Source organism: Arthrobacter sp. NyZ413 (genome assembly GCF_049390645.1).
GTDB lineage: Bacteria > Actinomycetota > Actinomycetes > Actinomycetales > Micrococcaceae > Arthrobacter.
On the sequence record NZ_CP155434.1, the window covers coordinates 1,314,905 to 1,340,348 of the forward strand.

General features: G+C 64.9%; 16 protein-coding genes and 1 tRNA gene. 16 read left to right on the forward strand and 1 reads right to left on the reverse strand.

From position 1 onward, the window contains the following. Positions 1 to 177: 177 nt before the first annotated feature. The 4 genes from ABCW42_RS06265 (at position 178) to ABCW42_RS06280 (ending at position 5,174) form a co-directional block, all read left to right on the forward strand. The gene (locus ABCW42_RS06265) at positions 178 to 1,323 is read left to right on the forward strand and encodes a transglycosylase family protein (protein WP_423184035.1); all 1,146 of its coding nucleotides are present in this window, start codon (positions 178 to 180) and stop codon (positions 1,321 to 1,323) included. Positions 1,324 to 1,447: 124 nt separating this feature from the next. Further along, positions 1,448 to 2,329, forward strand: a complete 882-nt coding sequence (rsmA, locus tag ABCW42_RS06270; RefSeq protein WP_423184036.1) for a 16S rRNA (adenine(1518)-N(6)/adenine(1519)-N(6))-dimethyltransferase RsmA — start codon at positions 1,448 to 1,450, stop codon at positions 2,327 to 2,329. Beyond that, entirely contained in the window at positions 2,326 to 3,303 is a 978-nt protein-coding gene (locus ABCW42_RS06275; RefSeq protein ID WP_423184037.1) for a 4-(cytidine 5'-diphospho)-2-C-methyl-D-erythritol kinase, read from the forward strand. The genes rsmA and ABCW42_RS06275 overlap by 4 nt, the downstream gene beginning before the upstream one ends. A 50-nt stretch (positions 3,304 to 3,353) precedes the next feature. After that, the gene (locus ABCW42_RS06280) at positions 3,354 to 5,174 is read left to right on the forward strand and encodes an ABC-F family ATP-binding cassette domain-containing protein (protein WP_423184038.1); all 1,821 of its coding nucleotides are present in this window, start codon (positions 3,354 to 3,356) and stop codon (positions 5,172 to 5,174) included. Between the two features lie 4 nt (positions 5,175 to 5,178). Here the strand turns inward: ABCW42_RS06280 and ABCW42_RS06285 are convergent, their stop codons facing one another. After that, positions 5,179 to 5,778 carry a TetR/AcrR family transcriptional regulator gene (locus tag ABCW42_RS06285; protein WP_423184825.1) on the reverse strand — a complete coding sequence of 200 codons (600 nt, stop codon included), beginning with the start codon at positions 5,776 to 5,778 and terminating at the stop codon, positions 5,179 to 5,181. A 273-nt stretch (positions 5,779 to 6,051) separates the two neighbouring features. Between ABCW42_RS06285 and ABCW42_RS06290 the strand changes: the two genes are divergently transcribed. The 12 genes from ABCW42_RS06290 to ABCW42_RS06345 all read left to right on the forward strand — a co-directional run bounded on the left by ABCW42_RS06290 (position 6,052) and on the right by ABCW42_RS06345 (position 25,397). Beyond that, positions 6,052 to 6,123 (forward strand) — tRNA-Gln (locus ABCW42_RS06290). A 51-nt stretch (positions 6,124 to 6,174) separates the two neighbouring features. Then, the gene (gene glmU / locus ABCW42_RS06295) at positions 6,175 to 7,671 is read left to right on the forward strand and encodes a bifunctional UDP-N-acetylglucosamine diphosphorylase/glucosamine-1-phosphate N-acetyltransferase GlmU (protein ID WP_423184039.1); all 1,497 of its coding nucleotides are present in this window, start codon (positions 6,175 to 6,177) and stop codon (positions 7,669 to 7,671) included. Further along, positions 7,668 to 8,648, forward strand: coding sequence for a ribose-phosphate diphosphokinase (locus ABCW42_RS06300; RefSeq protein WP_133204074.1), 981 nt, complete (start codon positions 7,668 to 7,670; stop codon positions 8,646 to 8,648). The genes glmU and ABCW42_RS06300 overlap by 4 nt, the downstream gene beginning before the upstream one ends. A 228-nt stretch (positions 8,649 to 8,876) precedes the next feature. Next, positions 8,877 to 9,485 carry a 50S ribosomal protein L25/general stress protein Ctc gene (locus ABCW42_RS06305; protein ID WP_133204073.1) on the forward strand — a complete coding sequence of 203 codons (609 nt, stop codon included), beginning with the start codon at positions 8,877 to 8,879 and terminating at the stop codon, positions 9,483 to 9,485. 104 nt (positions 9,486 to 9,589) lie between these two features. After that, entirely contained in the window at positions 9,590 to 10,174 is a 585-nt protein-coding gene (gene pth, locus ABCW42_RS06310; protein ID WP_423184040.1) for an aminoacyl-tRNA hydrolase, read from the forward strand. A gap of 285 nt (positions 10,175 to 10,459) precedes the next feature. Further along, positions 10,460 to 13,066: a LuxR C-terminal-related transcriptional regulator gene (locus ABCW42_RS06315; RefSeq protein ID WP_423184041.1), complete on the forward strand. Its 2,607-nt coding sequence runs from the start codon at positions 10,460 to 10,462 to the stop codon at positions 13,064 to 13,066. Next, positions 13,044 to 15,803, forward strand: a complete 2,760-nt coding sequence (locus tag ABCW42_RS06320; RefSeq protein WP_423184042.1) for a LuxR C-terminal-related transcriptional regulator — start codon at positions 13,044 to 13,046, stop codon at positions 15,801 to 15,803. The genes ABCW42_RS06315 and ABCW42_RS06320 overlap by 23 nt, the downstream gene beginning before the upstream one ends. Positions 15,804 to 16,011: 208 nt before the next feature. Next, positions 16,012 to 18,822 carry a LuxR C-terminal-related transcriptional regulator gene (locus ABCW42_RS06325; RefSeq protein WP_423184043.1) on the forward strand — a complete coding sequence of 937 codons (2,811 nt, stop codon included), beginning with the start codon at positions 16,012 to 16,014 and terminating at the stop codon, positions 18,820 to 18,822. Continuing rightward, on the forward strand, positions 18,819 to 21,500 hold the full coding sequence (locus tag ABCW42_RS06330) for a LuxR C-terminal-related transcriptional regulator (protein ID WP_423184044.1): 2,682 nt from the start codon (positions 18,819 to 18,821) through the stop codon (positions 21,498 to 21,500). The genes ABCW42_RS06325 and ABCW42_RS06330 overlap by 4 nt, the downstream gene beginning before the upstream one ends. 567 nt (positions 21,501 to 22,067) lie before the next feature. Further along, a complete protein-coding gene (locus tag ABCW42_RS06335; RefSeq protein ID WP_423184045.1) occupies positions 22,068 to 23,438 on the forward strand; it encodes a nucleotide sugar dehydrogenase in 1,371 nt (456 codons plus the stop codon). A gap of 31 nt (positions 23,439 to 23,469) precedes the next feature. Then, positions 23,470 to 24,474: a dTDP-glucose 4,6-dehydratase gene (locus ABCW42_RS06340; RefSeq protein ID WP_423184046.1), complete on the forward strand. Its 1,005-nt coding sequence runs from the start codon at positions 23,470 to 23,472 to the stop codon at positions 24,472 to 24,474. 149 nt (positions 24,475 to 24,623) lie between these two features. Beyond that, positions 24,624 to 25,397 (forward strand): hypothetical protein, encoded by a 774-nt coding sequence (locus tag ABCW42_RS06345; RefSeq protein WP_423184047.1) that lies wholly within the window; start codon positions 24,624 to 24,626, stop codon positions 25,395 to 25,397. Positions 25,398 to 25,444: the final 47 nt, after the last annotated feature.

The window sequence follows — 25,444 nt, forward strand, 5'->3', positions numbered from 1 at the left end:
GGAAGGCCACCGGAACACTTGCTCCGTTCGCAATTGGAAATTTTCAGTTGAATTGAGTGTGGCGGCGCCCAGCCCCGCCGCAGTCCTCCAGCACGGCTTCGGCCGGTTTGGGACCGCGGCAGGTTACCCCTGTGCGCTTTTCCCCGTGCCCGGATGGTCCAAAAGTTACGGGCAAACATGGTTAAGTTCTTCACCACGGACGGCAAGTTCAGTTTCGTCAAAGTCGGTGCGCAGCTGCTGGTGCTTTCGGCACTGGTGCTTGGGGTCGTTGCCTTCACGGGCAACAACAAATCGGTCACCCTCAATGTTGATGGCAAAGTGAGTTCCGTCCAGACCTTCGGCAATACCGTTGACCAAGTGGTCAAGGCGGCCAAGGTCGACCTGAAGCCGGAAGACCGGGTCTCCCCGGCTCTGGACAGCTCGGTGCAGAACGGTTCCATCATCAACGTCAACCTGGCCAAGGCCGTCACCGTGAGCCTTGACGGGGCGAAGCGTACGGTCAACACCACGGCGCCCAACGTCGGCGGCCTCGTCTCCGAACTCGGCGTAGCAAGCGCTTCGGCCGTGTCCGAGCCGAAGGACCAGCAACTGGAAGTTGCGGGATCGTACGTTTCGATCCTGACCCCTAAGACGATCAGCCTGATCGTCGACGGCCAGAGCTCGGCGAAAACCACGACGGCGCCGGACGTCGCCACGGTCCTGAGCGATGCAGGTGTTTCGCTCGGCGCCAACGATCGCGTGTCCCAGCCCAACTCGGCTCCGGTCGTCGCCAACATGGTCATCAAGGTTTCCCGCGTGGACACCAGCAAGACGGCAACCGAGACGGAGAACGTACCGTTCGACACCGTCACCACCGAGGATCCCAACCAGTACACGGACCAGAAGACCGTGACCCAGGAGGGCGTCCTCGGGTTGCTCACGAAGACGTTCAAGCTCGTCCTGGTGGACGGCCGCGAAGCGGACCGCACCCTCGTCTCGTCGAATGTGACCACCAACCCGGTCCCGGCGAAGGTCACGGTGGGAACCAAGGCACGCCCCGCGCCGGCAGCCGCCGCGGCATCCGGACCCACCGGCGCCCCGAACGAAGCCATGTGGGACAAGGTCGCCCAGTGCGAGTCCGGCGGAAACTGGGCAATCAACACCGGTAACGGTTACTACGGCGGCCTGCAGTTCGACGTCCAGACGTGGCTCGGTTCCGGCGGAGGAGCCTACGCTCCGAACGCGAGCCTCGCCAGCAAGGCCCAGCAGATCGACATCGCCAACCGCGTGTACGCGCAGCGCGGCCTGTCGCCGTGGGGCTGCGGCTGGGCGGCTTCGGCCTAAGCCAGCCGGCGCACGGCATAAGCACGGCGAAAAGGGCCGGGTCCGGTGACGGACCCGGCCCTTTTCCCGCCCAAAAACAGCCTCCGGAAGCAGCCGTTCGGCGGTCAGACGATACGATACCTAGGTGACTGAACCGAATCCCGAACACGCCGCCGTCGCGCCCCTCCTGGGAGCTGTGGACATCCGACGGCTCGCCGAGGAAATCGGTGTCCGCCCCACGAAAACGCTGGGACAGAACTTTGTCATCGACGGCAACACGATCCGCAGGATCGTCTCGGCCGCTTCGATCGATCCCGGGGAAACCGTCCTCGAAGTCGGGCCCGGCCTCGGATCCTTGACGCTTGGCCTCCTCGACGCCGCGAAGTCGGTTGTCGCCGTCGAAATCGATCCCGTGCTGGCCGCCAAGCTGCCGGAAACCGTCCGCGCGTGGCGGCCCGACGCCGTCGACGACTTCCACCTGGTCCTCTCGGACGCCATGAAAGTCACCGAACTTCCCGTCCAGCCGACGGCCCTCGTAGCCAACCTGCCGTACAACGTCGCGGTGCCGGTGGTCCTGCACCTCCTCCAGCACTTCCCGAGCCTGCAACACGGCTTGGTCATGGTCCAGGACGAAGTGGCTGACCGGCTCGCCGCCGCGCCCGGCTCGAAGATCTACGGGGTGCCTTCCGTCAAGGCCGCGTGGTACGGGACCATGCGCAAGGCCGGCGTGATCGGCATGAACGTCTTTTGGCCGGCCCCCAAGATCCACTCGGGGCTCGTCGCATTCACCCGGAGCGCGCCGCCTGCCACGCATGCCACCCGTGGGCAGGTCTTCGCCGTGATCGATGCCGCCTTCGCTCAGCGCCGGAAGACGCTGCGCGCGGCACTGGCCCATTGGGCCGGAAGCCCGGCCGAAGCCGAACGTTGCCTCGTGGCGGCCGGCGTCGACCCGAGCGCGCGGGGGGAGGTCCTCGACATCAACGCTTTTGTCCGCATCGCCGAGGCCCGCCACCCCATGGACGCATGAGCCCGGGCATCAGCGCCGCGAGCCGCGGGCGCTTCGCCGCCCGCACCGTGCGGGTCCGCGCACCCGGCAAGGTGAACGTCTCCCTCAACGTCGGCCCGTTGCGGCCCGATGGCTACCATTCCGTCGCGAGCGTTTACCTCGCGGTGTCCCTCTACGAGGAAGTGGCCGCCACAAGCACCGAGGAACCCGGGATCACCGTCAGCATCAACGCGGCAAGCACGCTGGACCTCGATGGCGTGGACATTCCCCTCGACGAGCGCAACCTCGCCTACAAGGCCGCGGCGATCATGCGGGACGTCTCGGAGAAAGCCACCGGCGTCCACTTGGACATCACCAAGCGGGTGCCCGTCGCGGGAGGCATGGGTGGCGGCTCCGCCGACGCCGCCGCCACGCTCCTGGCGTGCGACGCCCTGTGGGACAGCGGATTGTCGCGCGAGGAACTCGCCCACCTCGCAGCCGAGCTGGGCGCCGACGTGCCGTTTTCGCTCCTCGGAGGCACCGCCGTCGGGCTCGGAGTCGGCGACGAATTGTCTCCGGCCCTCGCGAAAGCGCAAATGGACTGGGTCCTCGTCTGCGCCGACTACGGGCTCTCGACGCCGGAAGTCTTCCGGACGCTGGACACGCTCCGCAATGCCGAGGGACTTGAGGTGCCCGAACCGCTCGAAGTGGACGCGAAGATCCTCCAGGCCCTGCGCAACGGCGATCCCGATTCCTTGAGCAAGCTCCTCGTCAACGACCTCCAGCGTGCTTCGATCGAACTCGCGCCGGGATTGCGGGACACGATCGGCCTCGGCGAGGCGAACGGCGCCCTCGCCGGGATCGTCTCCGGTTCCGGTCCCACCGTGGCCCTGCTCGCGGACAGTTCCCCGGCCGCAGGCGAGCTCGCCGAGGAGCTGCGGCACCTGGGGCACAACGCCCTCGCCGTGCACGGCCCGGTTCCCGGTGCCCGGATCATCTCCGATACCCTCCTATGACAACCCGCCTTCCGCGGCTGTCCTCAATCACCACCAGAAAGTAGTACCCATTGGCCCACCTCCTCGGCGGTGAAAACCTCACCGTTTCGTTCGCGACCCGCACCGTCCTCGACGGCGTCACCCTCGGTTTGGAGGACGGCGACAGGATTGGCATGGTGGGGCGCAACGGCGATGGTAAATCCACCCTGATGCGCTTGCTGGCCTTGCGTTCGACGCCGGACTCCGGCCGCGTGACCAAGCGCGGCGACGTCAACATCGGCTACCTGGACCAGTCGGACGTGCTCGACGGCGACCTCACCGTGGGGGCGGCGATCGTTGGCGACCGTGCCGACCACGAATGGGCCGCCAACCCGAAGATCCGGGAAATCATGGGCGGGCTCGTGGGCGACGTCGACTGGCACGCCAACGTCCACGCCCTCTCCGGCGGGCAAAAGCGCCGTGTGGCCTTGGCCAAGCTGCTCATCGAAGACCACGACGTCATCATGCTCGACGAACCCACCAACCACCTCGACGTCGAAGGCGTCGCCTGGCTGGCCCGGCACTTGAAGACCAGGTGGCGCGCCAACCATGGCGCGTTCCTGGTGGTCACGCACGACCGCTGGTTCCTGGACGAAGTCTGCAACCGGACGTGGGAAGTACACGACGCCATGGTGGACCCGTTCGACGGCGGCTACGCGGCTTACGTGCTCGCCCGCGCCGAGCGGGACCGGATGGCGTCCGTCGTCGAAAGCAAGCGCCAGCAGCTCGTCAAGAAGGAACTGGCATGGCTGCGCCGCGGCGCTCCGGCCCGCACCTCGAAGCCCAAGTTCCGCATCGAGGCGGCCAACGAGCTGATCGAGGATGTCCCCGCGCCCCGCGACTCGGTGGCGCTGAGCAAGATGGCGACGGCCCGGCTCGGCAAGGACGTGCTGGACCTGGAGAACGTGTCGCTCGATTTCGACGGCCGGAAGCTCTTCGACAACGTGACGTTGCGGCTGGCCCCGGGGGAGCGGCTGGGCCTCGTCGGCGTCAACGGGGCCGGCAAATCGACCCTCCTGCGGCTGCTCAACGGCGAAATCGACCCCAGCCAGGGCCGGCTGAAACGGGGCAAGACAGTGGTCACCGCCGTGTTGTCCCAGGACGTGAAGGAGCTCGACGAAGTTTCCGACCTGCGGGTCATCGAGGTGATCGAACGGGAGAAGCGTTCCTTTGCCGTCGGCGGCAGGGAAATGACCGCTGGGCAACTCGTTGAGCAACTGGGCTTCACGAAGCAGAAGCAATGGACGCCCGTCCCGGATCTTTCGGGCGGTGAGCGCCGCCGCCTGCAACTGCTCAGGCTCCTGGTGGGCGAACCCAACGTGCTGATGCTCGACGAGCCCACCAACGACCTCGACACCGACACCCTTGCCGCCGTCGAGGACGTGTTGGACGGCTGGCCCGGCACGCTGATCGTGGTGAGCCACGACCGTTACCTCCTGGAGCGTGCCACCGACCACCAGATGGCCCTCCTCGGGGACGGCAAGCTGCGCGGCCTTCCGGGCGGCGTGGACCAGTACCTGGAGTTGCGCGAAGCCGCTTTGGCGAGCGGAACCGTCCCGGGCCCGGCCGCCGCCGGTGGAAGTCCGACGTCGGGCGCTGCTGCGGGGATGGCGACCTCGGGCGCGAGCGAGGCGGAAAAACGCGAAGCGCGCAAGGACTTGAACCGGATCGACCGCCAACTGGGCAAGATCGCCCAGCAGGAGGAAAAACTCCACGTGCAAATGGCGGCGAAGTCCGAGTCGGGCGATTTCGACGCGCTCAGCGACTTGAACGCCCAGCTGCAGGAACTCCTCGACGAGAAGGAAGGCCTCGAACTTGAGTGGCTCGAGGCGGCGGAGGTCCTCGGCGAATAGGGGGCTAAGCGTCCGAGGTGAGCTCCGGGTCTTTCTGCAGGCCCGTCAGGCCGTTCCACGCCAGGTTGACCAAATGGGCGGCCACGGCCCTTTTGTCCGGCTGCCGGTGGTCCAGCCACCACTGGCCTGTCATGGCAACCATGCCCACGAGCATCTGGGCGTACATGGCACCGTCCGCGGCACTGAAACCACGCCGGGAGAATTCGTCGGCAAGCAAGTCCTCCACCCGCTCGGCCACATGGGAGAGCAATGTGGCGAACGCGCCTTCGGGTTGCGACGGCGGGGCGTCCCGCATGAGGATCCGGAACCCGTCGGTCCGCTCCTCGATGTAGCCAAGGAGGGCTAGTGCGGCTTGCTCGACGAGGATCCGCGGTTTGGCTTCGGCGGCCAAGGCTTCGTTGATCGATTGCAACAGGACCTGGAATTCGAGCTCGACAACCTGGGTGTAGAGCCCTTCCTTCGAGCCGAAGTGCTCGTAGATCACGGGCTTGGAAACGCCTGCCGCTGCCGCGATTTCGTCGATCGTCGTGGCATCGAGTCCGCGGGCGGCGAAGAGGCTCCGGCCAATCCCGATGAGCTGGTTACGGCGCTGGGAAGCCGTCATGCGGGAACGGGCCACCTGGCGTTCCGGCGCGTTGTTGATGACCGCGGAACCCGTGGAACGCTGGGGGATTCCTGTGCTCTTGCTCACGCATCTATCATGCCTCAGCTCAAGCACGAAGGGACTTCGGGGGCCCCAGGCCGGAACCAATCCAGGACTCGGGGCCGCGCCAAGTCGCGAACACGCAGCTCACATGGCAAACTAGTTTCTTGTGTGTGCGACCCGGTCAAACGGGAGCCCCGCGGAAGCCGTTCCGCAGGGCGGGCGTGCGCACGGTCCGCTCTGGTGTAACGGCAGCACCCCGGCCTTTGGAGCCGTGGAGTATAGGTTCGAATCCTATGGGCGGAACTAGTCGGTCATCTGCCGGCTCGTCTCTGAACGATCAAGGAGAGCGACTTCGTGAACCCTGACACCACCGGCCCCGCCGCAGTCATCGTCCTTGCGGCTGGAGCCGGTACGCGCATGAAGTCCCGGACCCCCAAGATCCTGCACGAAATCGGCGGACGCTCCATGGTGGCCCACGCCATTCGCGCCGCGCGTTCCATCGACCCCCAGCGCCTCGCCCTGGTAGTGCGCCACGAGCGCGACCTCGTGGCCGCGCACATCGAAGAAGTCGATCCCGAGGCCGTCATCGTGGACCAGGACGAAGTGCCCGGCACCGGCCGCGCGGTCGAAGTCGCCCTCGATGCCTTGGACGAGAAGGAAGAAGTCCGCGGAACCGTCGTGGTCACCTACGGCGATGTCCCCTTGTTGACGGGGGCCCTTCTCACCGAGCTTGTTGCCACCCACGAATCCGAAGGCAACGCGGTAACCGTCCTGACCGCGATCCTCCACGACGCGCACGGCTACGGCCGGATCCTGCGCGCTGAAGACGGAACCGTCCTGGGCATCCGCGAGCACAAAGACGCCACCGAGGATGAGCGTGCCGTCCGCGAAATCAACTCGGGCATCTACGCCTTCGACGCCAGCGTGCTCCGCACCCAGTTGCGCAAGGTGACCACCGAGAACATCCAGCGCGAAAAGTACCTCACCGATGTCCTCGAATTGGCGCGCGACGCCGGAGGACGGGTTTCCGCCTTCGTCACCGACGACCGTTGGCAGGTTGAGGGCGCGAACGACCGCGTGCAGCTCGCCGCCCTTGGCGCCGAACACAACCGCCGGATCGTCGAAGCCTGGATGCGCGCGGGCGTGACCGTGGTGGATCCCGCCACTACGTGGATCGACTCCACGGTTGTCCTCGACGAAGACGTGCGGATCCTTCCCAACACTCAGCTCCACGGCGCCACCACCGTGGCGCGTGACGCCGTCGTCGGGCCTGACACGACCCTCGCCGACGTCTCGGTGGGCGAAGGCGCGAAGGTGACCCGCACGCACGGCTCAGGTTCGACGATAGGCGCCCACGCCAGCGTCGGTCCGTTCACCTACCTGCGGCCCGGCACGGTCCTCGGCGAGACCGGCAAGATCGGCGCCTTCTACGAGACCAAGAACGTGACGATCGGGCGCGGATCCAAGTTGTCCCACCTCGGCTACGCCGGTGACGCCGAAATCGGCGAAGACACCAATATCGGCTGCGGCAACATCACGGCAAACTACGACGGCGAGAAGAAGCACCGCACGGTGATCGGATCCGGTGTGCGGACCGGGTCCAACACGGTCTTCGTGGCCCCCGTGACAGTCGGCGACGGCGCGTACAGCGGCGCCGGAGCCATCATCCGCAAGGACGTTCCCGCCGGAGCCCTGACGTTGAGCATCGCCCCGCAGCGCAACTCCGAAGGCTGGGTCATCGCCAACCGCCAGGGCAGCAACTCGGCCAAGCTGGCGCAGGCCGCGCAAGCATCCGCCGCCCCCGATTCTTCAAGTACTCCGGCAACCACAGAAGAGGGCACACAGGCATGAGCGAAATTACCGCAAACGGCGAGAAGAGACTGGTTCTCGCCGCCGGACGGGCACACCCCGAACTGGCGCAGGAAATCGCCAAGGAACTGGAAACGGAACTCCTGCCGGTTGACGCGTACGACTTCGCCAACGGTGAAATCTACGTCCGCGCCGGTGAAAGTGTCCGTGGAACCGATGCCTTCGTCATCCAGGCGCACCCCGCGCCCCTGAACAACTGGCTCATGGAGCAGTTGATCATGATCGACTCCCTCAAGCGCGCTTCGGCCAAGCGCATCACGGTGGTTTCGCCGTTCTACCCGTACTCGCGCCAGGACAAGAAGGGCCGCGGACGCGAGCCCATTTCCGCCCGCCTGGTAGCCGATCTGTACAAGACGGCCGGCGCCAACCGGATCATGTCAGTGGATCTGCACACTTCCCAGATCCAGGGCTTTTTCGACGGCCCGGTGGATCACCTCATGGCCATCCCGCTGCTTGCCGACTACATCCGCACCAAAGTCGCTGCTGACAACATCACTGTCGTGTCCCCGGACACGGGCCGTGTCCGGGTGGCGGAACAGTGGGCCGAGCGACTCGGCGGGGCACCGCTCGCTTTCGTCCACAAGATGCGTGACCTGACAGTGCCGAACCAGGCGGTGTCCAAGACCGTCGTCGGGCAGATCGAAGGCCGGACGTGCGTCTTGATCGACGACATGATCGACACCGGCGGAACCATTTCCGGTGCTGTCCAGGTGCTCAAGAACGCCGGTGCCAAGGACGTCATCATCGCCTGCACCCACGCGATCTTCTCCGAGCCCGCCTCCAAGCGGCTTGCGGAATCGGGCGCGCGTGAAGTGGTTGTCACCAACACGCTGCCGATTCCGGCGGAGAAGCGCTTCCCGCAGCTGACCGTGCTGTCCATCGCGCCGCTGATTGCCCGTGCCATCCGTGAAGTGTTCGACGACGGCTCCGTCACGAGCCTCTTCGACGGCCAGGCCTAGTCGGCTGCGTTTCGCTCCTGCGGGACGCGGCTGCTAAACTCGTGGGGATACCTTGGCGAGGGAGAGCGCATTGCGGTTCTCCGTTATCGACTGGGTCTGAAACTCCTTCACCGAAGGCGGACCGGCTGCGGCCGGGGTTCCGTCGGGCGTAGAAGGTCGCTACAGACCTCCGCCCTTGCTGATCAGCTTGCCTGGCAACGTGCCGGCCACAGTAATCAAGGAGTACATATGTCCGAGCAGAAGCTCGCAGCAGAACTGCGCACCGAATTCGGCAAGGGCTTCGCCCGCCGCGCCCGCGCAGCCGGCCAGATCCCGGCTGTCATCTACGGCCACGGCGCCGAGCCCATCCACGTCAACCTGCCGGGCCGCGCCACCACGCTGGCCGTCCGCACCGCCAACGCCCTGCTGTCCCTGGACATCAACGGCGAGGACCACTTGGCCCTGGTCAAGGACATCCAGCGCGACCCGATCAAGCAGATCATCGAGCACATCGACCTCCTGACCGTCCGCAAGGGCGAAAAGGTCACCGTCGACGTCCCCGTCCACGTCACCGGTGAAGCTGCTCCGGGTGCCATCGCGAACCAGGAAGCCGTTACGGTTTCCCTCGAAGCCGAGGCAACCCACCTGCCCACCGCCGTCGAGGTCAGCATCGAAGGCCGCGAAGCCGGCGCCCACGTCCACGCTTCCGACCTCGCCCTGCCGGCAGGTGTCACCCTGCTGAGCGACCCCGAGACGCTGGTCGTCAACATCTCCGAAGCCGCTCCCGTGGCCGAGGAAGAAGAAGGCGAAGCTGCTCCTGCAGCTGCAGCAGCGGAAGAGGCTCCCGCGGCAGAGTAGTCACCATGACTGCTTGAGGCGCATGCCCCTTGCTTTGTGGCCGGGACCTTCGGGTCCCGGCCATTTCTTTTCGTTCCGCCCCTTCGAGTCCCTAGGATGGCTCCATGACAGACACTTGGCTGATCGTCGGCCTCGGCAATCCCGGCAGTGAATATGCCAACAATCGCCACAACGTAGGCCAAATGGTCCTCGACGAGCTCGCTTCGCGGATGGGCGGAACCTTCAAAGCCCACAAGGCCAGGGCCCAAATAGTAGAGGGCCGGCTTGGAATCGGCGGACCGCGGGTGGTGCTGGCCAAACCCATGAGCTACATGAATGTTTCCGGCGGCCCTGTTTCAGGCTTGGCCTCGTTCTTCAATATTGCTCCGGACCACGTCATTGCGGTGCACGACGAAATTGATATCCCGTTCAACACGGTCAAGTTGAAGATCGGCGGGGGAGAAGGCGGCCACAATGGCTTGCGGGATATCTCCAAGGCCCTGGCGACCAAGGACTATTTGCGGGTACGGGTCGGCGTTGGAAGGCCCCCGGGCCGCATGGATACGGCAGACTATGTGCTGCGGGATTTCGGCACCGTCGAAAAGAAGGACCTGCCGTTTCTCCTCGACGAGGCGGCGGACGCCGTGGAGATGTTGATGAGCGACGGCCTCCTGGCGGCACAGCAAAAATTTCATCCAGTCAAGGCCTAAGCTCCTCATTCCAGCTATTTAACAAGCACGCTGTTAGTTGACTGATTGACTAATTGATTCGCGTGGATCGCTATGATAATTTGCAAATCAATGCAGGGCTGAAGAAGAAGCAGGAAGAAACAACCGCTGTACGTCACGTCCGCCGGAGCGACGAAGGTAGCGTGATCTGATTTGCGAGCTATACCGGAATCTGTGAGGGTGCGGCTTCCTTCGGACCGCCAAGCCTTGGGGGCTGCAGAACGCCGAAAATGGTCGTCACTGATCCGTCAGGACCTTCAGAAAACGGTGGTTGACTCGCTCAGCACCCCCGACGTCTATGGCGTTGTGGTGGTCGGGGCGCCTGGCGCCGGCAAGGCGACGTTCGCACGATCAGTGGAAGCTCGGCTCAATTCGAAAGTCCATGTCCTCCACCTCCACGGCTCCGCTGATGCCGAAGCCCCTTTCGGTTCCATGGCGCATTTGCTCGCGCGGCTTCCCGCGGAGGTCGCGGATAACCCGGGAGCCGTCATCCACGGCATTTCCCACCTGATACATTCCGATGCCGCGGGCCGTGAAGTGCTGGTGGTCCTTTCGGAACTTCCCTCCTTGGACAGCATGAGCACGGCCGTCCTGGTCCAGTTGTTGATCAGCGGCGTAGCAAAGGTGCTCGTCACCGTCCGGCAAGTGACCGATATGCCGGAAGACCTCATCAGGTTGCTCAAAGACGGGCTCCTCGATGAGGTTGAACTGCAGGTCTTTTCCCGCTCGGAGGTCTCCAAGCTGCTCGGTGGGATCCTCGGCAACCGGGTCACGGCCACCGCTGCGAGTGCCCTTCACGCGGCAAGCGGGGGAAGCCCCTTGGTGCTCCAGGCCATCGTTACCGAACAGCTTCGCTCGGGCAACTTGCACCTGGCCGGGCAGGTCTGGGCGATGAAGGGCGAAATCCACCTGTCATCCGCCGAAGTCCTGACCGAACTGGTCCGCTCGCGCCTCGCGAAAGAGCGGCCGGCCGTCCAGGAAGCGCTTGAATTGATGGCCCTCATCCGCACGGCCCCGCTGGCGGTGTTGCTGGACGTCCTCGAGCCTTCCGCGGTTGCCGAAATGGAGTGGTCCGGGTACTTGCGCATTGAGTCTTCGGGACCCAGGCGCGTATCGCTGCGTGATGACTACATGGGCGAAGTCATGCGCGGATGGATGGACTTGCCGCGTCGGAACGAATTGCGCAGGCTTGCCGCAGGCGTGATAGGCAGCATTTGGCGGGACCTCGACGCCGAGGCTTTGCTCGGCTTTGCCGCGTCCACTTTGAATTGCCGCGAACCCTTGGAGCCCGCGGTGGCCTTGGCGGCGTCGACGGCGGCGAACCGGCAATTCGATCCCTGGTTCGCTTTGGAGTGCGCCCGGCAGATAACCCCGGATGACAAGGAATGGGTGGCAGCAGCGCAACAGCGGTGTGTTTCCCACGTGATGCTTGCCGAGCACGAGGCTGCCGTTGCGGCGTTGGAGGCGGTGGCCCCCGAACACCTTCAAAGCCTTTCCGCATATGAGTACGCCGATTACGTCCAGGAACTTTGCAGTGCGCTGTTGTGGGTCCCGGACGGGCACTTGCGTATCCCCGGAATCGTGGCCGAAGCTTTCGCGGACCTGGACGGGCGTGCCCAGGAAAGCGGCACGGACACGGCGGACATCTCCCGGGCGCGCGGCGTGCTCCGGCTCGCCAGCTTCGAACTCCAAGTCCACCAAGGCGAGTACGCAGAGGTTGCCGGGGCGTTGGAGGAAGAGTACCGGGACGGCACCGACCTTGAGCAAAGGCTCAATTGCGGCAGCCTCCTGATCATGGCGTGGGCCGTGCTTGGCCGCGAGATGGAAGCCGTTGAGCTCGCCCGCGAACTCAGGCACAAGCTGCAGCGCGCCAAAGCACAACCGCGCCTGCACAATTGGCTTTCCGAAGGCTTGTTCGCGGCCTTGCTGTGCAGCGGGCAATGGGAAGAGCTCGCCCGGATGCTTACGCAGACCCTCGACCAGCAGCCGAAGAACATCCACTATCTGGGCGGCGCCGCGGAGCTCGCCCTCGGCGTGGCATACACCTACGCCGGCCGGGCCGCAGTTGCGATCGACACCCTGCTGGGGGCACAAGCGCAATTGGAAATCCGCCGCAATTACTATGGACCCTCATTGGCATATTCGGCCTTGGCCTTCGCCTACGCCCAAGCCGGCGACGTGAAGGAAGCCCGGACGTTCCTGGACCTGGCCGACAACAGCCAGTCGGAAACCGCGTGGTTTCCCGCGTGGATGGCCGAGTTTTGCGTCAAGATGGCACGGCGCTGGCTGAAGGACCCGGGCGCCAAGCAGGGCCTCATGGAGTCCGCCGCCCGGGACCTTGCGAAGGGCCGCACGACCACGGCATCCATCAGCCTTTTCGGGGCAACCGTCCACGGCACGGAAGAGGAGCTCCTGCTGTTGGAGGAAGTGTCCTCGAGGCGCCAGGGCAAGATGGCGGCCGTTAACCGGATGGTGGCGGAAGGCAGCCGGAAGAAGGAACCGAAGACCCTGCTCCTCGCAGCCTCGGTGGCCCAGGAATTGAACCTGGACGCAGTGGAAGCGCGATGCGCCGTGCTGGCACTGGACATCGCGCGGGACGTGGGAGACTCGGCGTCCGCGCGGCAGGCGCAACAGCGGCTCGACCGCCTGGTGGGCACGGTACCTGTATTGCCGTTGACCCCACACAGCTTTGGACCCGAGCTGACGGAACGGGAGCGGCAGGTTGCAAAGATGGCGAGTCAGGGGTTGAGTAACAAAGAGGTGGCCAACCAACTGCAAGTATCCGTACGCACGGTTGAGGGCCACCTCTACCAGATCTTCACGAAAATGGGCATTTCATCAAGGAGCGAGCTTGAAGGAACCGCACAGCCGTGACACCGCTGCGTCGGTGCATGGTCTTGGGGGCGAAAGCGGTGCAAGACAGAGTGAACCGTGGCTGGACTTTGGACAGCTCCTGCCGGGGATTACCGGCGCCATCAGGGCGGATGACTGTACCGCCGTCTTCGTCGTCGGTGAAACCGGCCTCGGGGCGTCAACCCTCCTTGCCCAACTGGACAGCGCTTTCGGCGGCGACAGGGCAGTAGTCCATATCCACGGCAGCCCGTCACTCACAGCGGTTCCGTACGGGGTACTCGCTCCGTTCCTTGCCCAGCTGCCAATTGCCGACATCTCGTCCCGCGTGGCCGTGCTGCGTGCCTTGTGGGACCACTTGGAGGGTATCCGGACAGGTTCCGGACCGGCATTGCTTCTGGTGGACGACACCCACTACCTGGATGACGCCACGTGCGAGATTCTCACGGAGCTCCTCCAGGCCGGTTGGGCAAAGATGGTTGCCGCGTTCGTCCCCTCTTCCGGCGTTCCCGAGCCGCTCCTGCGGTTGTGGCACGAGGGAACGGCCGAATGGTTCGAGCTTGAACCGTTGACCGCGGAGCAGGGCCATGAATTGTGCGAGGCGTTGCTGGGCGGCGTTGTCCTCAACAATACAAGCCGCGGATTTTGGACCCAGGCGGCCGGCAATACCTTGCTCCTGAAGACGCTCGTGCGGGAGGCCGAAGCGTCGGGCGGCCTGGTCCAGCGGAACGGAGTGTGGCTTAAGACGGCCGCGGTGCCGGTGCACACCGTCAGGCTTGAAGCCGTCGTCGAACTACAGCTCCTGGGGGTCTCATCCGAAGGCCGGGAGGCTTTGAGCCTGATCGCCCTCGCGGAACCCGTGGACCGCACGCTGATCAACGTCGTAGCCGGCGAAGACGCCGTCCAGGAATTGCTGGACCAGCGCTTGGTGGTTCCAGCCGGTAACGGTTTGCCGAGCATCCGACTCGTGAACCCGATTTACGGCGAGGTCCTCCGGAACCTTGTGCCTGCCGCGCAGAGCCTCCAGTTGCACCGGCAAATCATTTCGCGCATGGACGTGTTGGAGGACAACCCGGACTCGCTCCTAAGGATGGTCACGTGGTCGTTGGACTGCGGCGCGGACGTGCCTGACCGGTTATTGCTTCGCGCAGCGGTCCTCGCGGTCAAGCTCATGCAAAACGAGGCCGCACTGCGGATGGCCAACGCTGTTCGCGAGATGCCCTTGCACGCGGTTGCGCAGGCCGTCATGGCGCGCTCGTATTTCAATCTTGGACGCCGCGATGAGGCAGCCGCCGTCCTCACCCTGGATACGACCGACAGCGACGCCGGATCGTCCCGCGTGATCTTCGGCAGCCTCCTCCGCTCGGTCATCCGGGCCGGGATCGGCCAAGACCCGTCCCTGATCCAAGCCGACGCCGGGCAATTGCGGGAATGGGGCGGACAGCAACCGGCGCTGCAAGGCCAGCAGACTCCCGACGCGAAGGCAGCCGTGCCCGTCGTGGCGGACCTCATGGATCTGCTCGTGGCATCTTTTGAGGGCACGTACGGAGCGATGGCGGACGGCTTGGAACGTGTGCTCCGCCGGCTCGACTCGGTGGACGTGGCCTTGACCGTCCTGTTCAAGGCCTTGGCCTTCGCCCTCAAAGCGGAGATGCTGTGCGCCCTCGGCTTCGGGCGCCAAGGACGGCAGATGGCCCTGGAAGCCGCGGTCCTGGAACAGCCCCCGGACAACGACGTCTTCTTCCTTCCGCAGTTCATTGCTTCGCGGCACGTGGTTTGCGCCTTGGCGTCCGGTGACTGGAGCGACGCCCAGGGCCTTGTGGACGCCTATTACGAATCGTCGGGAACTGCCACGGCGTCCTTCGGCGGCGCCGCTTACGTAGTGCTGGGCTACGTAGCTGTCCGGCAGGGAAAAACCGCTGATGCCTTGCCCATGCTGACCGCCGGTTTGGAAGCACTGCGGGACAGCGATCCGCAGAACCTCTTCGGGTTGTGCGCAGCCATGGCATTCTATGTGGCGGCCGGTGCCGGTGCACCCGAGGCGGAACGGTTCAGGGCGGATTACAAGACCTGGGGACAGCGCTGCATGTACTTGCTTTCGGCCCAAGCAAGTAGTTTCTTCAACGCCGGAATCGAACTCCTGGAACACGACGGGTCCGGCATCAGGGGTCTGCGCCGGAACGCGGACGAAGCTGCGGGGGAATCGGCAACGTTCCTTGAGCTGCATGCCTTGGAATTGGCGCTCGGGCTCGGTGACACCGGCAGGCTCGACAGGTTCTGCGAAGTGGCGGACGCAACTGAGGGCGAATGGGCTCAGGCTTTGGCCGAATATGGCCGCGCGCTCAAGGGTGGAAGCGCCGACCAGTACCTGGCCGCGGCGGAGAAACTCCACGCGGCGTCCGCCTTCCAGCTCGCCGCAAAGGCCTATGCCGCGGCGCTCGAAGACGCGAACAAGACACGGAGCAAGGAAGTGTCAGCGATTGCGCGGGCGGGGCTTGCGCGGTGCAACGAGGAACTGGGCCAGGGCAGCGAGGAATCGCCGCATGAGTCCGTTGTTCCGAAGCTGACACGGAGGGAATGGGACATAGTCAATCTCGCGGTCCAGGGCCTCAGCGACCGGCAGATCGCCGACGAACTGTTGATTTCGGTCCGAACCGTTGAAGGCCACTTGTACCGGTGCTACTCGAAGTTGGGTATCGCGAGCCGCGACGACCTCGCCCGGGCGGCGGACCTCGCGCGTGGTACGGGCGGGAACGGCTGACCCCGAAATGCCAGCGGCGCAGGGATACATTCCGGTTTCAGCGGGACAGTACTGCGGCCAACGAGTAGCTACCACGCACGGGAGGGGTACTCACCCTGCCATACGAGTACCTGCCCGGAAGAAAGTCGAGTACTCACTACTGGTGTAGGCCTGACGCCCAGCTGGTTAATTGGGGGGTGTCACCACTCGAACACTGGGGGTCTCGCTCATGTTGACAGCAGGCAGTGCATCAAAGGTCCACGCCATCAGGCCCGGGGCAGGAACCCGGTTCCATGCGTTCGACCTGCCGTCGGCGCAAGGGGCGTCCGACGGCGCCGAAAGCAAGTCGGCCATCCCGGCTGCTTGGCCACCGATCGCACCCCGGGCCGCTGTTGAAGACATCGGACTGGCACTTGCCGCGTCGCGCGGCGGCGTCCTGGTGACGGGGCCGTCGGGAAGCGGCAAGAGCTACTTGACCACCCGCGCAGTCAACGAGATCCGCGAAAGCTCCTTCGTCGTCGTGATCCGGGGGAGCGCGGCGCTCGCACGGTCGCCCTACGGTGCCCTGAACATCCTCCTGAGCGACCTCGACCCCGGATACTTGGCCCACCCCGTCCTTGTGCTGTCCGCATTGTCGTCCCTGTTGCGTGAACGGGCGGAAGGCAAACGGGTGTACCTCGTGATTGAGAATGCCTCCGAGCTGGACGAACTGGCCGCCATGACGGTCGCCCAACTGGCCCGGAACGGCACCGCGCAGCTGGTCCTCACCGCCACCGACCCGCAGCGGCTCTGCGGCGAGATCACGAGGCTTTGCGGCGACGGCTTCCTGGACCGGATCGACCTCAAGCCCTTGACGTTCCATCAGTCGCACGACTGGCTCGAGGCGGGGCTGAGCGCCAAGGTTTCGCCGTCGGCGGCCCATGCACTGTGGGCGGCAAGCGGCGGAAACCCGCACTACTTGAAGATGCTCGCGGCGGAGCTCGCCGAGTCCGGTGCGCTCCTGGTACGCGACTCCGTGTGGGTACTTGCTTCCCGGAGCGAAAGCCACGGCCGCGCGATCACCGACCTCATCACCACGCGGCTCGGCCGCATGAACGGCGGCGAGCGCAAGGTCCTGGAGATACTCTCCCTGGCCAAGACCGTTCCTTTGGAGGCGTTGCTTTCGCTCGCGTCCTCCGACGACGTCGATTCACTCGAAAAGCGCAGCATCCTGGTGGTGGACGACTCGCTTCCCCGGATGGTGCGGCTGCAGAGCCAACTCGTCGGGGACGTCGTCCGGGCCAACGTCCCGCTCGGCCGCAGCAACGAATTGCGGAACATGATGGCCGGGACCGCGGACTACTTGCTCGGGCAACCGTCCACGACCCTTTCGATGGCTGCGTGGGCCCTTGACTGCGGGGCGAAGCTCGGGGTCGACGAAACGCTTGTGGCCGCCGCGATCGCGAACCGGCAGCTTGATGCGCGGCTCGCCCTTCGGCTGGTCCGCTCGCTGCCGAACCACGCCGGGATGCCGGTGGCAGTAGCTGAGGAAGCCCGCGCGTTGATGACGCTGGGCGAACTCACGGAAGCCCGGAACGTCCTGAAGCTCCACCTTGGCGGCAGCGAGCAGGCTTTCGACGACGTGCCGCTGTCCGAGTGGGTCCGGCTCAAGCTGGCCGAAAGCACGGTCCTGCTGGCCCGGCCCGACACCACGGCATTGGCGGCAGAAGTACTTGCCGGCGTCCGGCGCCGGCTGGATGAGGTGGCGGTCGTCGCGCTGCCGGACGAGGCGGGTAACGGTACTTCGACGGCGGAGCTGCGCGAGGCGCTGGTCCTTGCCGAGTCGCAAGCGGCGAGCTTCACCGGTTCCTACGCGGAGATGGCCGTCCGGCTCGAAGAGGTGCTGCAGGACTTTGAATCCCACGGCGTGGAATTCCGGCTCCTCGCGGGAAGCTGGCTGTGCGAGGCCTGGGCATTGACGGGCCGGCAATCCGAAGCGGCAGACCTGGCGGAGCAGTTGGTGGCCGATTGCCACGATCCGGCTGTTTCCCTCGCGGCGGCGCGGCGTGCCGCATCCCGGTTGAGGTTCGCTTTCGTCCTGGCCGGACACTGGGACGCGGCCGGAGACATGGTCCAGCCGGGCGATGCGGAAATGACGTCTTCGGCGGAGGCGCTTCCGACCGCGATTGACCTCCCCAAAGCGATTTTCCACTGCCTCCAAGGACGGGGGCAGGATGCTTTGGAAGCGCTCGTTCCCGTGATCAGCCAATTGCGGGTCCAGGACAACGAAGGCATGTTGGACATCGCGTGCACCGCGGCCGCGTACGCTTCGGTTTTGCAGGGCGAGCAGGAGCAGGCCGTTCTCTACCTGAAGGAAGCGGCTGCCGAGGTGCGTAGGCCGACGTGGCGGAAGGACCGGACCCAGAAGTACCTGAGGGCCCTCGCTGACGAGCACCTCAAGGGCCCGGAAGCCGCCGTCGAGGAGCTTCTCCGGCAGGCCGACTCCGCCCGCGACGAAGGCGCCCCGGGTCACGAGATTTTCTGCCTCAGTTCGGCCGTGCGGCTCGGCCACGTGGCCGCCGCGCCCCAGCTGCTGGAAGCGGCATTGGCTTGCCAAGGCCAGTTCGCCGAGCTGTGCGCCCTGTACGGACGGGCCACCGTTTCCGGCAATGCGGAGATGCTCTTGGACGCGGCCCGGCTGGCCGAAAGCATGCAGAACGACCGGTTCGCGTTCGACATCGCGGAGAGCTTGCTGAACTCGGAACAGGTACAGATGGACCGCGGCGTGCTGAGGCAGGCGAGACAACTCGCCGAGACGTGCCGGCAGCGCTTGCGGACTCCGCAGAGCGGGAACCAGGAAGGGCTGAAGCTGACGGCACGGGAGCTTGAGATCGCGAAGCTCGCCGCCAAGCGGGAAAGCAACAAGGGTATCGCGGCGAAGCTCCATGTTTCGGTACGGACGGTCGAAGGCCACCTCTACCAGATCTTCGGCAAGCTGAAGATCGTGGAGCGCTCGGAGCTTAGCTTCGCCCTCGGCAGCCTGGAAGGCGGCCTGTCATGACTGAGGTGGTGACCACGGAAACGTTGGTGGGGCGCTTCAGCGTCATGTCCGCCGTGGTCGATTGCCTCTTGGACGGCAACGGCCCGGGCGTCCTCCTTTTCGGTGATGCGGGGATCGGGAAAACCGCGCTGATCAATGAGGTGGTCAATGAATTGGGCCACCGCGTCCGCCCCTTCCGGATCTTTGCCGGACCGACCCTCGCTTCGGTCCCGTTCGCAGCCTTGGCGCCCCTCCTGACGGGGCTGACGCCGGGGCAGATCAACGAGCCGTTGTCCGTCCTCAGGGCTGTGGTGGCGGCGCTGAATCCGGCCGGCCAGCCGCACCCTGCGCCGGCCGTCCTCATCGTGGAAGACGCGCACCACATTGATGACAGCAGCGTTGCTGTCCTGGCGCAGCTCGCCGCGGCGGAGGCAGCCAAGGTCGTCTTCCTGTGCCGCCCCTACCCGGCGCCGCCGGCGGAGGTCTTCTCCATGTGGTCCGAAGGGCTCGTGGACCGTTTCGACCTCCAGCCCCTCAGCGAGCCGGAAGTCAACAAACTGTGCGCACAGGCATTGGATGCTCCCGTGGTTCAAAGCACCAGCGCGGTCCTGGGCAAGTACTCCGGCGGAAATCCGATGTTCCTGCTCGAATTGATCGAGCATGCCAAGTCCCTCGGCCAGCTTGTCTGCCACAACGAGGCCTGGATGCTCTCGGGCGAGTTGCGGGGGACCAGCGTGCGGTTGATGGACCTCGTCCGCAACCAGATCCTCCACCTGGACGTTGCCCAGCGCGACACCTTGGAAACCGTGGCGCTCGCGGAACCTGTTCCGCTGGCGGTGGTCCAGCAAGCGTGCAGCGCGGCGACGGTGGATGAGTTGCAGGAACTTCATTTCATCGAGATCGACGACGACCCCGCCCGCCATGTCCGGCTCGCCCAGCCGTTGGTCGGCGAAGTCATCCGGCAACTGGTCCCTACTGCCCACAGCATGACCATCCGCCGGCGCATCCTCGACCTGATGCAGGACAAGCCGCAGACCATGGACGGTCTGCTGCGGTACGTTTCGTGGGGGTTGGAATCGGGAACGAAGGTCCCCGACGCCGACATCCTCGAAGCCGCGCAGCTGGCGAACCGCCTGTTCATTCCCAGCTACGTGGAACGCGTGGCGGGAGCCATCAAGGACCCGGCTTTGAAGCTGGCGGCCCAAGTGGAAGTGGCCCGTGCCAAGTGGTACCGCGGCGATGTCCGCGGATCAGTGTCCTCGCTCGCCGGCGTCGTCGACCGGACGAACGATCCGCGGACAGTCCGTCAGGCGTCGATGCTCGCCGCCCAATTGTCCGGCCGCCAGGGCATCGGACCAAACGCCATCAAGCAGGCGGCCTACGAATGGGAAGCCGCCCTCGCCCGGCTCGCCGAATCACCGCGCGGAATCGACCCCCGCGAACTCGAACTCGGCAAGCTTGGCAGCCGCCTTTTGACCCTCGAAGGCCTCCAATCGGAACGCCACTATCTTGATACCGAGCGTGAACTGCGCCAGATCTGGAAAGAAACCGACGACGACGAGTCCCGGCTCGTCGCCGGTACCCTCCTTGCGGAAGCGATGGCAGTCACCGGACGGCCGGTTTCCGCACTCCAGATCCTGATGGGGATCCAGGAAATGGTGACCACGAGCGGCGACTGGAGCCTCCAGTACTCCGGGTTCGTGATGCGCAGCTACGTTTCGGCGCTGCAGCAGGCCGGCGAGCTTGACGTTCTGGACTCGTTCCTGAAGAACCACATATCGCAAGCGCCCAACTCGCTGATCTACGCTGGCGGCATGCTGCACCTGACCGCCGGAATGGTGGACCTGCGCAGGGGAGACCTCGGCGTCGCCCTGCCGCGCTTGCGCCAGGCTGTCAGCATGCTCCGCGTTTCGGACATGGGAAGCGACCTGCCCGACGCCGTTGCTGCCGCCGCCTACGCGGCGTCGATCCTCAAGCGCCGGGATACGGTCATGACGTACTCGGCCGAGTATGACGCCCTGGTCCGGGACGGCATACATCCCAGCCTGCTCGCCCAGGGCCACGCGACCATTGCCAGGGCCGACCATATCGGAACGCAGGCGGCGATCTCCCGGCTCATGGCGCTCGCGGATTCAGCGGCAGCGGACGGTGCGATCGGCGCGGAAATCGACCTCCTCATGCTTGTCCTGAGGCTGGGCGATACGACCGTGGCGCGCCGGCTGGTCGCCGTAGCGGAGGGAAGCGAAGGCAGGACCGCCGAATTCGCGTTGAGCGTCGGACTGGCGCTCATCCACAAAGACGCGGACCGGCTCATCGAACTGAGTGATTCGGCGGCGAAGGAAGGCATGGAACTCGCGGCCGCGGATTGCGCCGGCCACGCCCTCCGAATCCTGGAAAGCAGGGGGGACAAGGCCCGCCAGCTCGAAGGCCAGAGACTCCTCAAACGCCGCACGGCCGCCCTCGACAAGGCCGGTCCGGCGGTAGAGGGCAATTTGCCCGACCTCCAGAAACTGACCAGGCGGGAACAGGAAATTGCCGCCTTGGTGCAGGCAGGATCGAGCAACAAGGATATTGCGATGAGCCTTGGACTGTCCTTGCGGACCGTTGAGGGCCACCTGTACCGGATGTTCGCCAAATTGGGAATCAGCCACCGCGAAGACCTGATTAACGGCACCCACGGAACGGACAATTTGGGCTAGCCGGACTGCTCCGATTTCCACGGCGCCGCGGTGTCGGCAACCCGCGCGAGGCGGGTTGCCGCCTTCGTACGCTTTTTCCTTGCCCCGATTACTTGGTACCCCCGTATTCCCTCCCGTGGGCCGCAGTAATTCCCAGCCAATTCACAGCACCAGCGTGCCCGAAATCAGGGATAAAGCGGCAAAACAAGTACCGGCCCAAGTGGTTAAAAGTACCAGGGCGGGTAGTGGGGAGCATCGGGAAGGGTTCTGCATCGAAAGACGGGTAGATTCCACTCGCGCCCGGAGTTGGCCTTGGTTAATATCCTCATTCTTGATGGCAACCGCCACCAATTGGGGATAAGTGGGTCTCGAGATGAAACGCAGGAAGAATTCTTTGCTACAGGAAAGCCAGCCGGCATTCCGGCGAGAAGTCAGCTCCAATGCGACCGGTCTCCCGCGATACGCGGGGTCCCCCACAAGCGAGCCGACGGCGGGCGGTGACGCGCCTTCTGAGACCAGGGCACACGCCGCTTCGCCGTCGGCTTTTTTTCACACTGGAGACAACAGGCAGCGGGAGGTCGACTGACCATGGCACCGAACACGAGGGTAAAGACAGAGTTGAGCAGGGGTCCTCAGGCCCTTCACGCAGCACCAGGGTGGCCGGAGGAATCCCTCCTCACGACCGCCACGCAGGACCCGGCATTCACCTTCGACGTCGCGATCGTGGGCATGGGATACGTAGGGTTGCCTACGGCCCTGGCCCTCAACGCGTCCGGACGGCGGGTCCTGGGCTTGGACGTATCGGACGGCCGCCTGGCGGTTATCCGCGAGGAACGGGCTGACCTCCTGGACTCGGACAAGGCGCGGCTGAACAACGCACTCCAGGATCCCACCTTCATGCTGAGCAGCGATTTGTCCCTGCTCGCACGTGCGGCGGCGGTTGTGGTCTGCGTGCCTACCCCGGTGGACGAATACCTGGTCCCGGACCTCGGCATCCTACGCGCAGCCTGCGCTTCAGTCGTCGAGTTCGCCACCGCGGGCCAGCTGCTCATGCTGACGTCCACCACCTACGTGGGATCGACGCGCGACCTCCTGGCCCTGCCCCTTGCAGCGCGGGGACTCATCCCCGGACGGGACGTCTACGTCGCGTTCTCGCCCGAGCGCATCAACCCCGGCGTGGATTCGTTCTCGCATGAAGACGTTCCGCGGGTTGTGGGCGGCGTGACCCCTGCCTGCGGCGAAGTTGCCGAAAGGCTCTTGCTCGCCAGCACCAAACTGGTCCACCGTGTTCCGTCGGCGGACGTTGCCGAAATGACCAAATTGGTTGAAAACACTTTCCGTGCGGTGAATATCGCCTTGGCAAATGAATTCGCCGATATCTGCCATGAACTCAATATGGAGGTCATGGACGTTATTGACGCGGCGTCGACCAAGCCGTACGGTTTCATGCCATTCACGCCCGGCCCCGGCGTCGGCGGCCACTGCATTCCCTGCGACCCGCACTATTTGCTGTGGCAATTGCGCAAGGCGCGCGTCACGGCGCCGGTCATCGAACAAGCAATGGCGGGAATTGCCGGCCGACCCCACCAAGTGGTGGAAAAGGCCCGGCGGATCCTGTCCGACCGGAACCACGGAGTCGCCGGAGCCCGCGTCATGGTTTTGGGCGTCGCCTACAAGCCGGATGTCGAGGACCTTCGTGAATCCCCGGCCCTGGAAATCATCGCAGCGCTCATTGCGGACGGCGCCGTGGTGGCGTACTCCGACCCGTGGTGCCAGACCGCTCCCGACGGCCACGGTGGCATCCTCACTTCCGAGCAGTCACCCGCCGATTGGGGCGCCGACCTGGTGATCCTGCACACGCGGCACAGCAAGGCAGACCTCGAGTGGCTCGAAGGCGCCCCGGCAGTCCTCGACACCACCTACCGCCTGGCCAAGGCAGACAACATAACCCGCCTCTAGATCCCCCGGATTTCCGACGGAAGCAGGAGCAATGAAAACAGCAATAACCGGCGGTGCCGGATTCATAGGAAGCCACCTTGTCGAGCACCTCTTGGCGGCCGGGGACGAAGTCGCAGTCCTGGACAATTTGTCGACCGGTCGCCTCGAGAACCTCAAAGGGGTCATCGGCCACAGGAACTTCCACTTTGTCGAGGGCAGCATCCTTGACCGCGACGCAGTGGACAAGGTTGTGGCCGGTGCCGACAGGGTCTTCCACTTGGCAGCCGCGGTCGGCGTCAATTTGATCGTCGACCACCCGCTCGAGAGCCTCCGCACGAATATCCACGGCACTGAAGTGGTCCTGGATTCCGTCCTCGAGTCGGGTGCGAACCTCCTCCTTGCGTCCACGAGCGAGGTTTACGGCAAGAACACTTCGGACAGCCTCTCGGAAGAGGCAGACCGCATCCTGGGATCCGCGCTGAAGTCGAGGTGGACCTACGCGGCGGCCAAGGGCATCGACGAAGCATTCGCGCACGCGTACTGGCGGCAGTTCGGCCTTCCCGTGGCCATTGTGCGGCTCTTCAACACCGTGGGTCCGCGGCAAACGGGACGCTACGGCATGGTGGTTCCCCGGCTTGTCCGCCAAGCGATCGCAGGAGAGCCCCTGACGGTCTATGGAGACGGCCACCAGACCAGGTGCTTCTCCTACGTCGGCGACATCGTTCCGGCCATCACCCGGATTTCCGAAGAACCCCTTGCCTACGGACAGGCCTTCAACCTCGGTGGCAGCTACGAGATTTCCATCCTGACGCTGGCCGAGCGGATCGTGGAGCTTGTGGGAAGCGAAAGCCCCATCACTTTGGTGCCGTACGAGCAGGCATACTCCGAAGGATACGAGGACATGCGGCGCCGCGTTCCGGACAACAGCAAGGCCTGCGGGCTGGTGGGGTTCAACCCGAAGACCACGCTGGACGAAATCATCATGAACGTCGCCAACGACTACAAGCCGGCGAAGGTCCTTGACCCAGCGGGTTGGAAGATAACGCTGGCGTCTTGAACACGGGCATCGGCCGGCCTCAGGCCGGCTCGCCACTAGGGACAGGCGGCTGGAAACGGGGCGGATAATCCGCTCACCGGCCGCCTGTTCCCGTGTCTTGCGTAACAGGTTGTTTCGCGGACCGGCCACATCACGCCAAGGAGCAGATTGTGAAGCACACAGCAACAGGACGGAACCGCCACAGCCGCGGCGTAGTGTCCGGCCTCGTGGCACTGACGTTGCTCACCGCGGCGTGCGGCGGACCGAGTCCCAAACCGAGCCCCACGCCGAGTGGCCAATATCCCTGGCACACCGGAATCGTGGCCACCACCTTCTGGGTGGGCGAGATCTTCGATCCCACTGCCGCGGACGGAAGCCAAGTGATGTCCACCTACGACTCCCAATGGATGCAAAACTACGGAGGCTGTGACGGAGTCATGGTCAACAACACGTGCCAGACGGAGGCGAGGTCGCAAGCCAAGGGCTACGCCCCGACGAGCATGACTCCCAAACAGAACCCGTTCTACCTCGACCTGCCTTTCGACGACGTCAACGATCCGACCGCTTTTGCCGAGAGGGCATCGGTGATTCCCTGGGCGAACGATCCCGGCTTCGCCGGAAATGCGCAAAACACAAACTTCAGTTACATGAAGAACCAGTGGGTCCGGATCCGCAAGGACGGCCATGAATGCTACGGCCAGATCGAAGACGCCGGCCCTGGGCAGTACCACGACAAGGACTACGTGTTCGGTTCCAACGACGCGCGGCCGGCCAACAAGAAGTTCAACGGGGCCGGCATGGACGTCTCACCGGCCCTCAATAGCTGCCTGGGCTTCTCCGACCTCAACGGCGAGTCGGACAAAGTCGACTGGCAATTCGTCACGCGGGACAACGTTCCCGCCGGCCCTTGGCTGAACACCGTCACAACAAGCCAGGTCCAGTAGAACCAGATAGCAACAGGAGGCATCCATGCAGTGGATTAAGAGGCTGT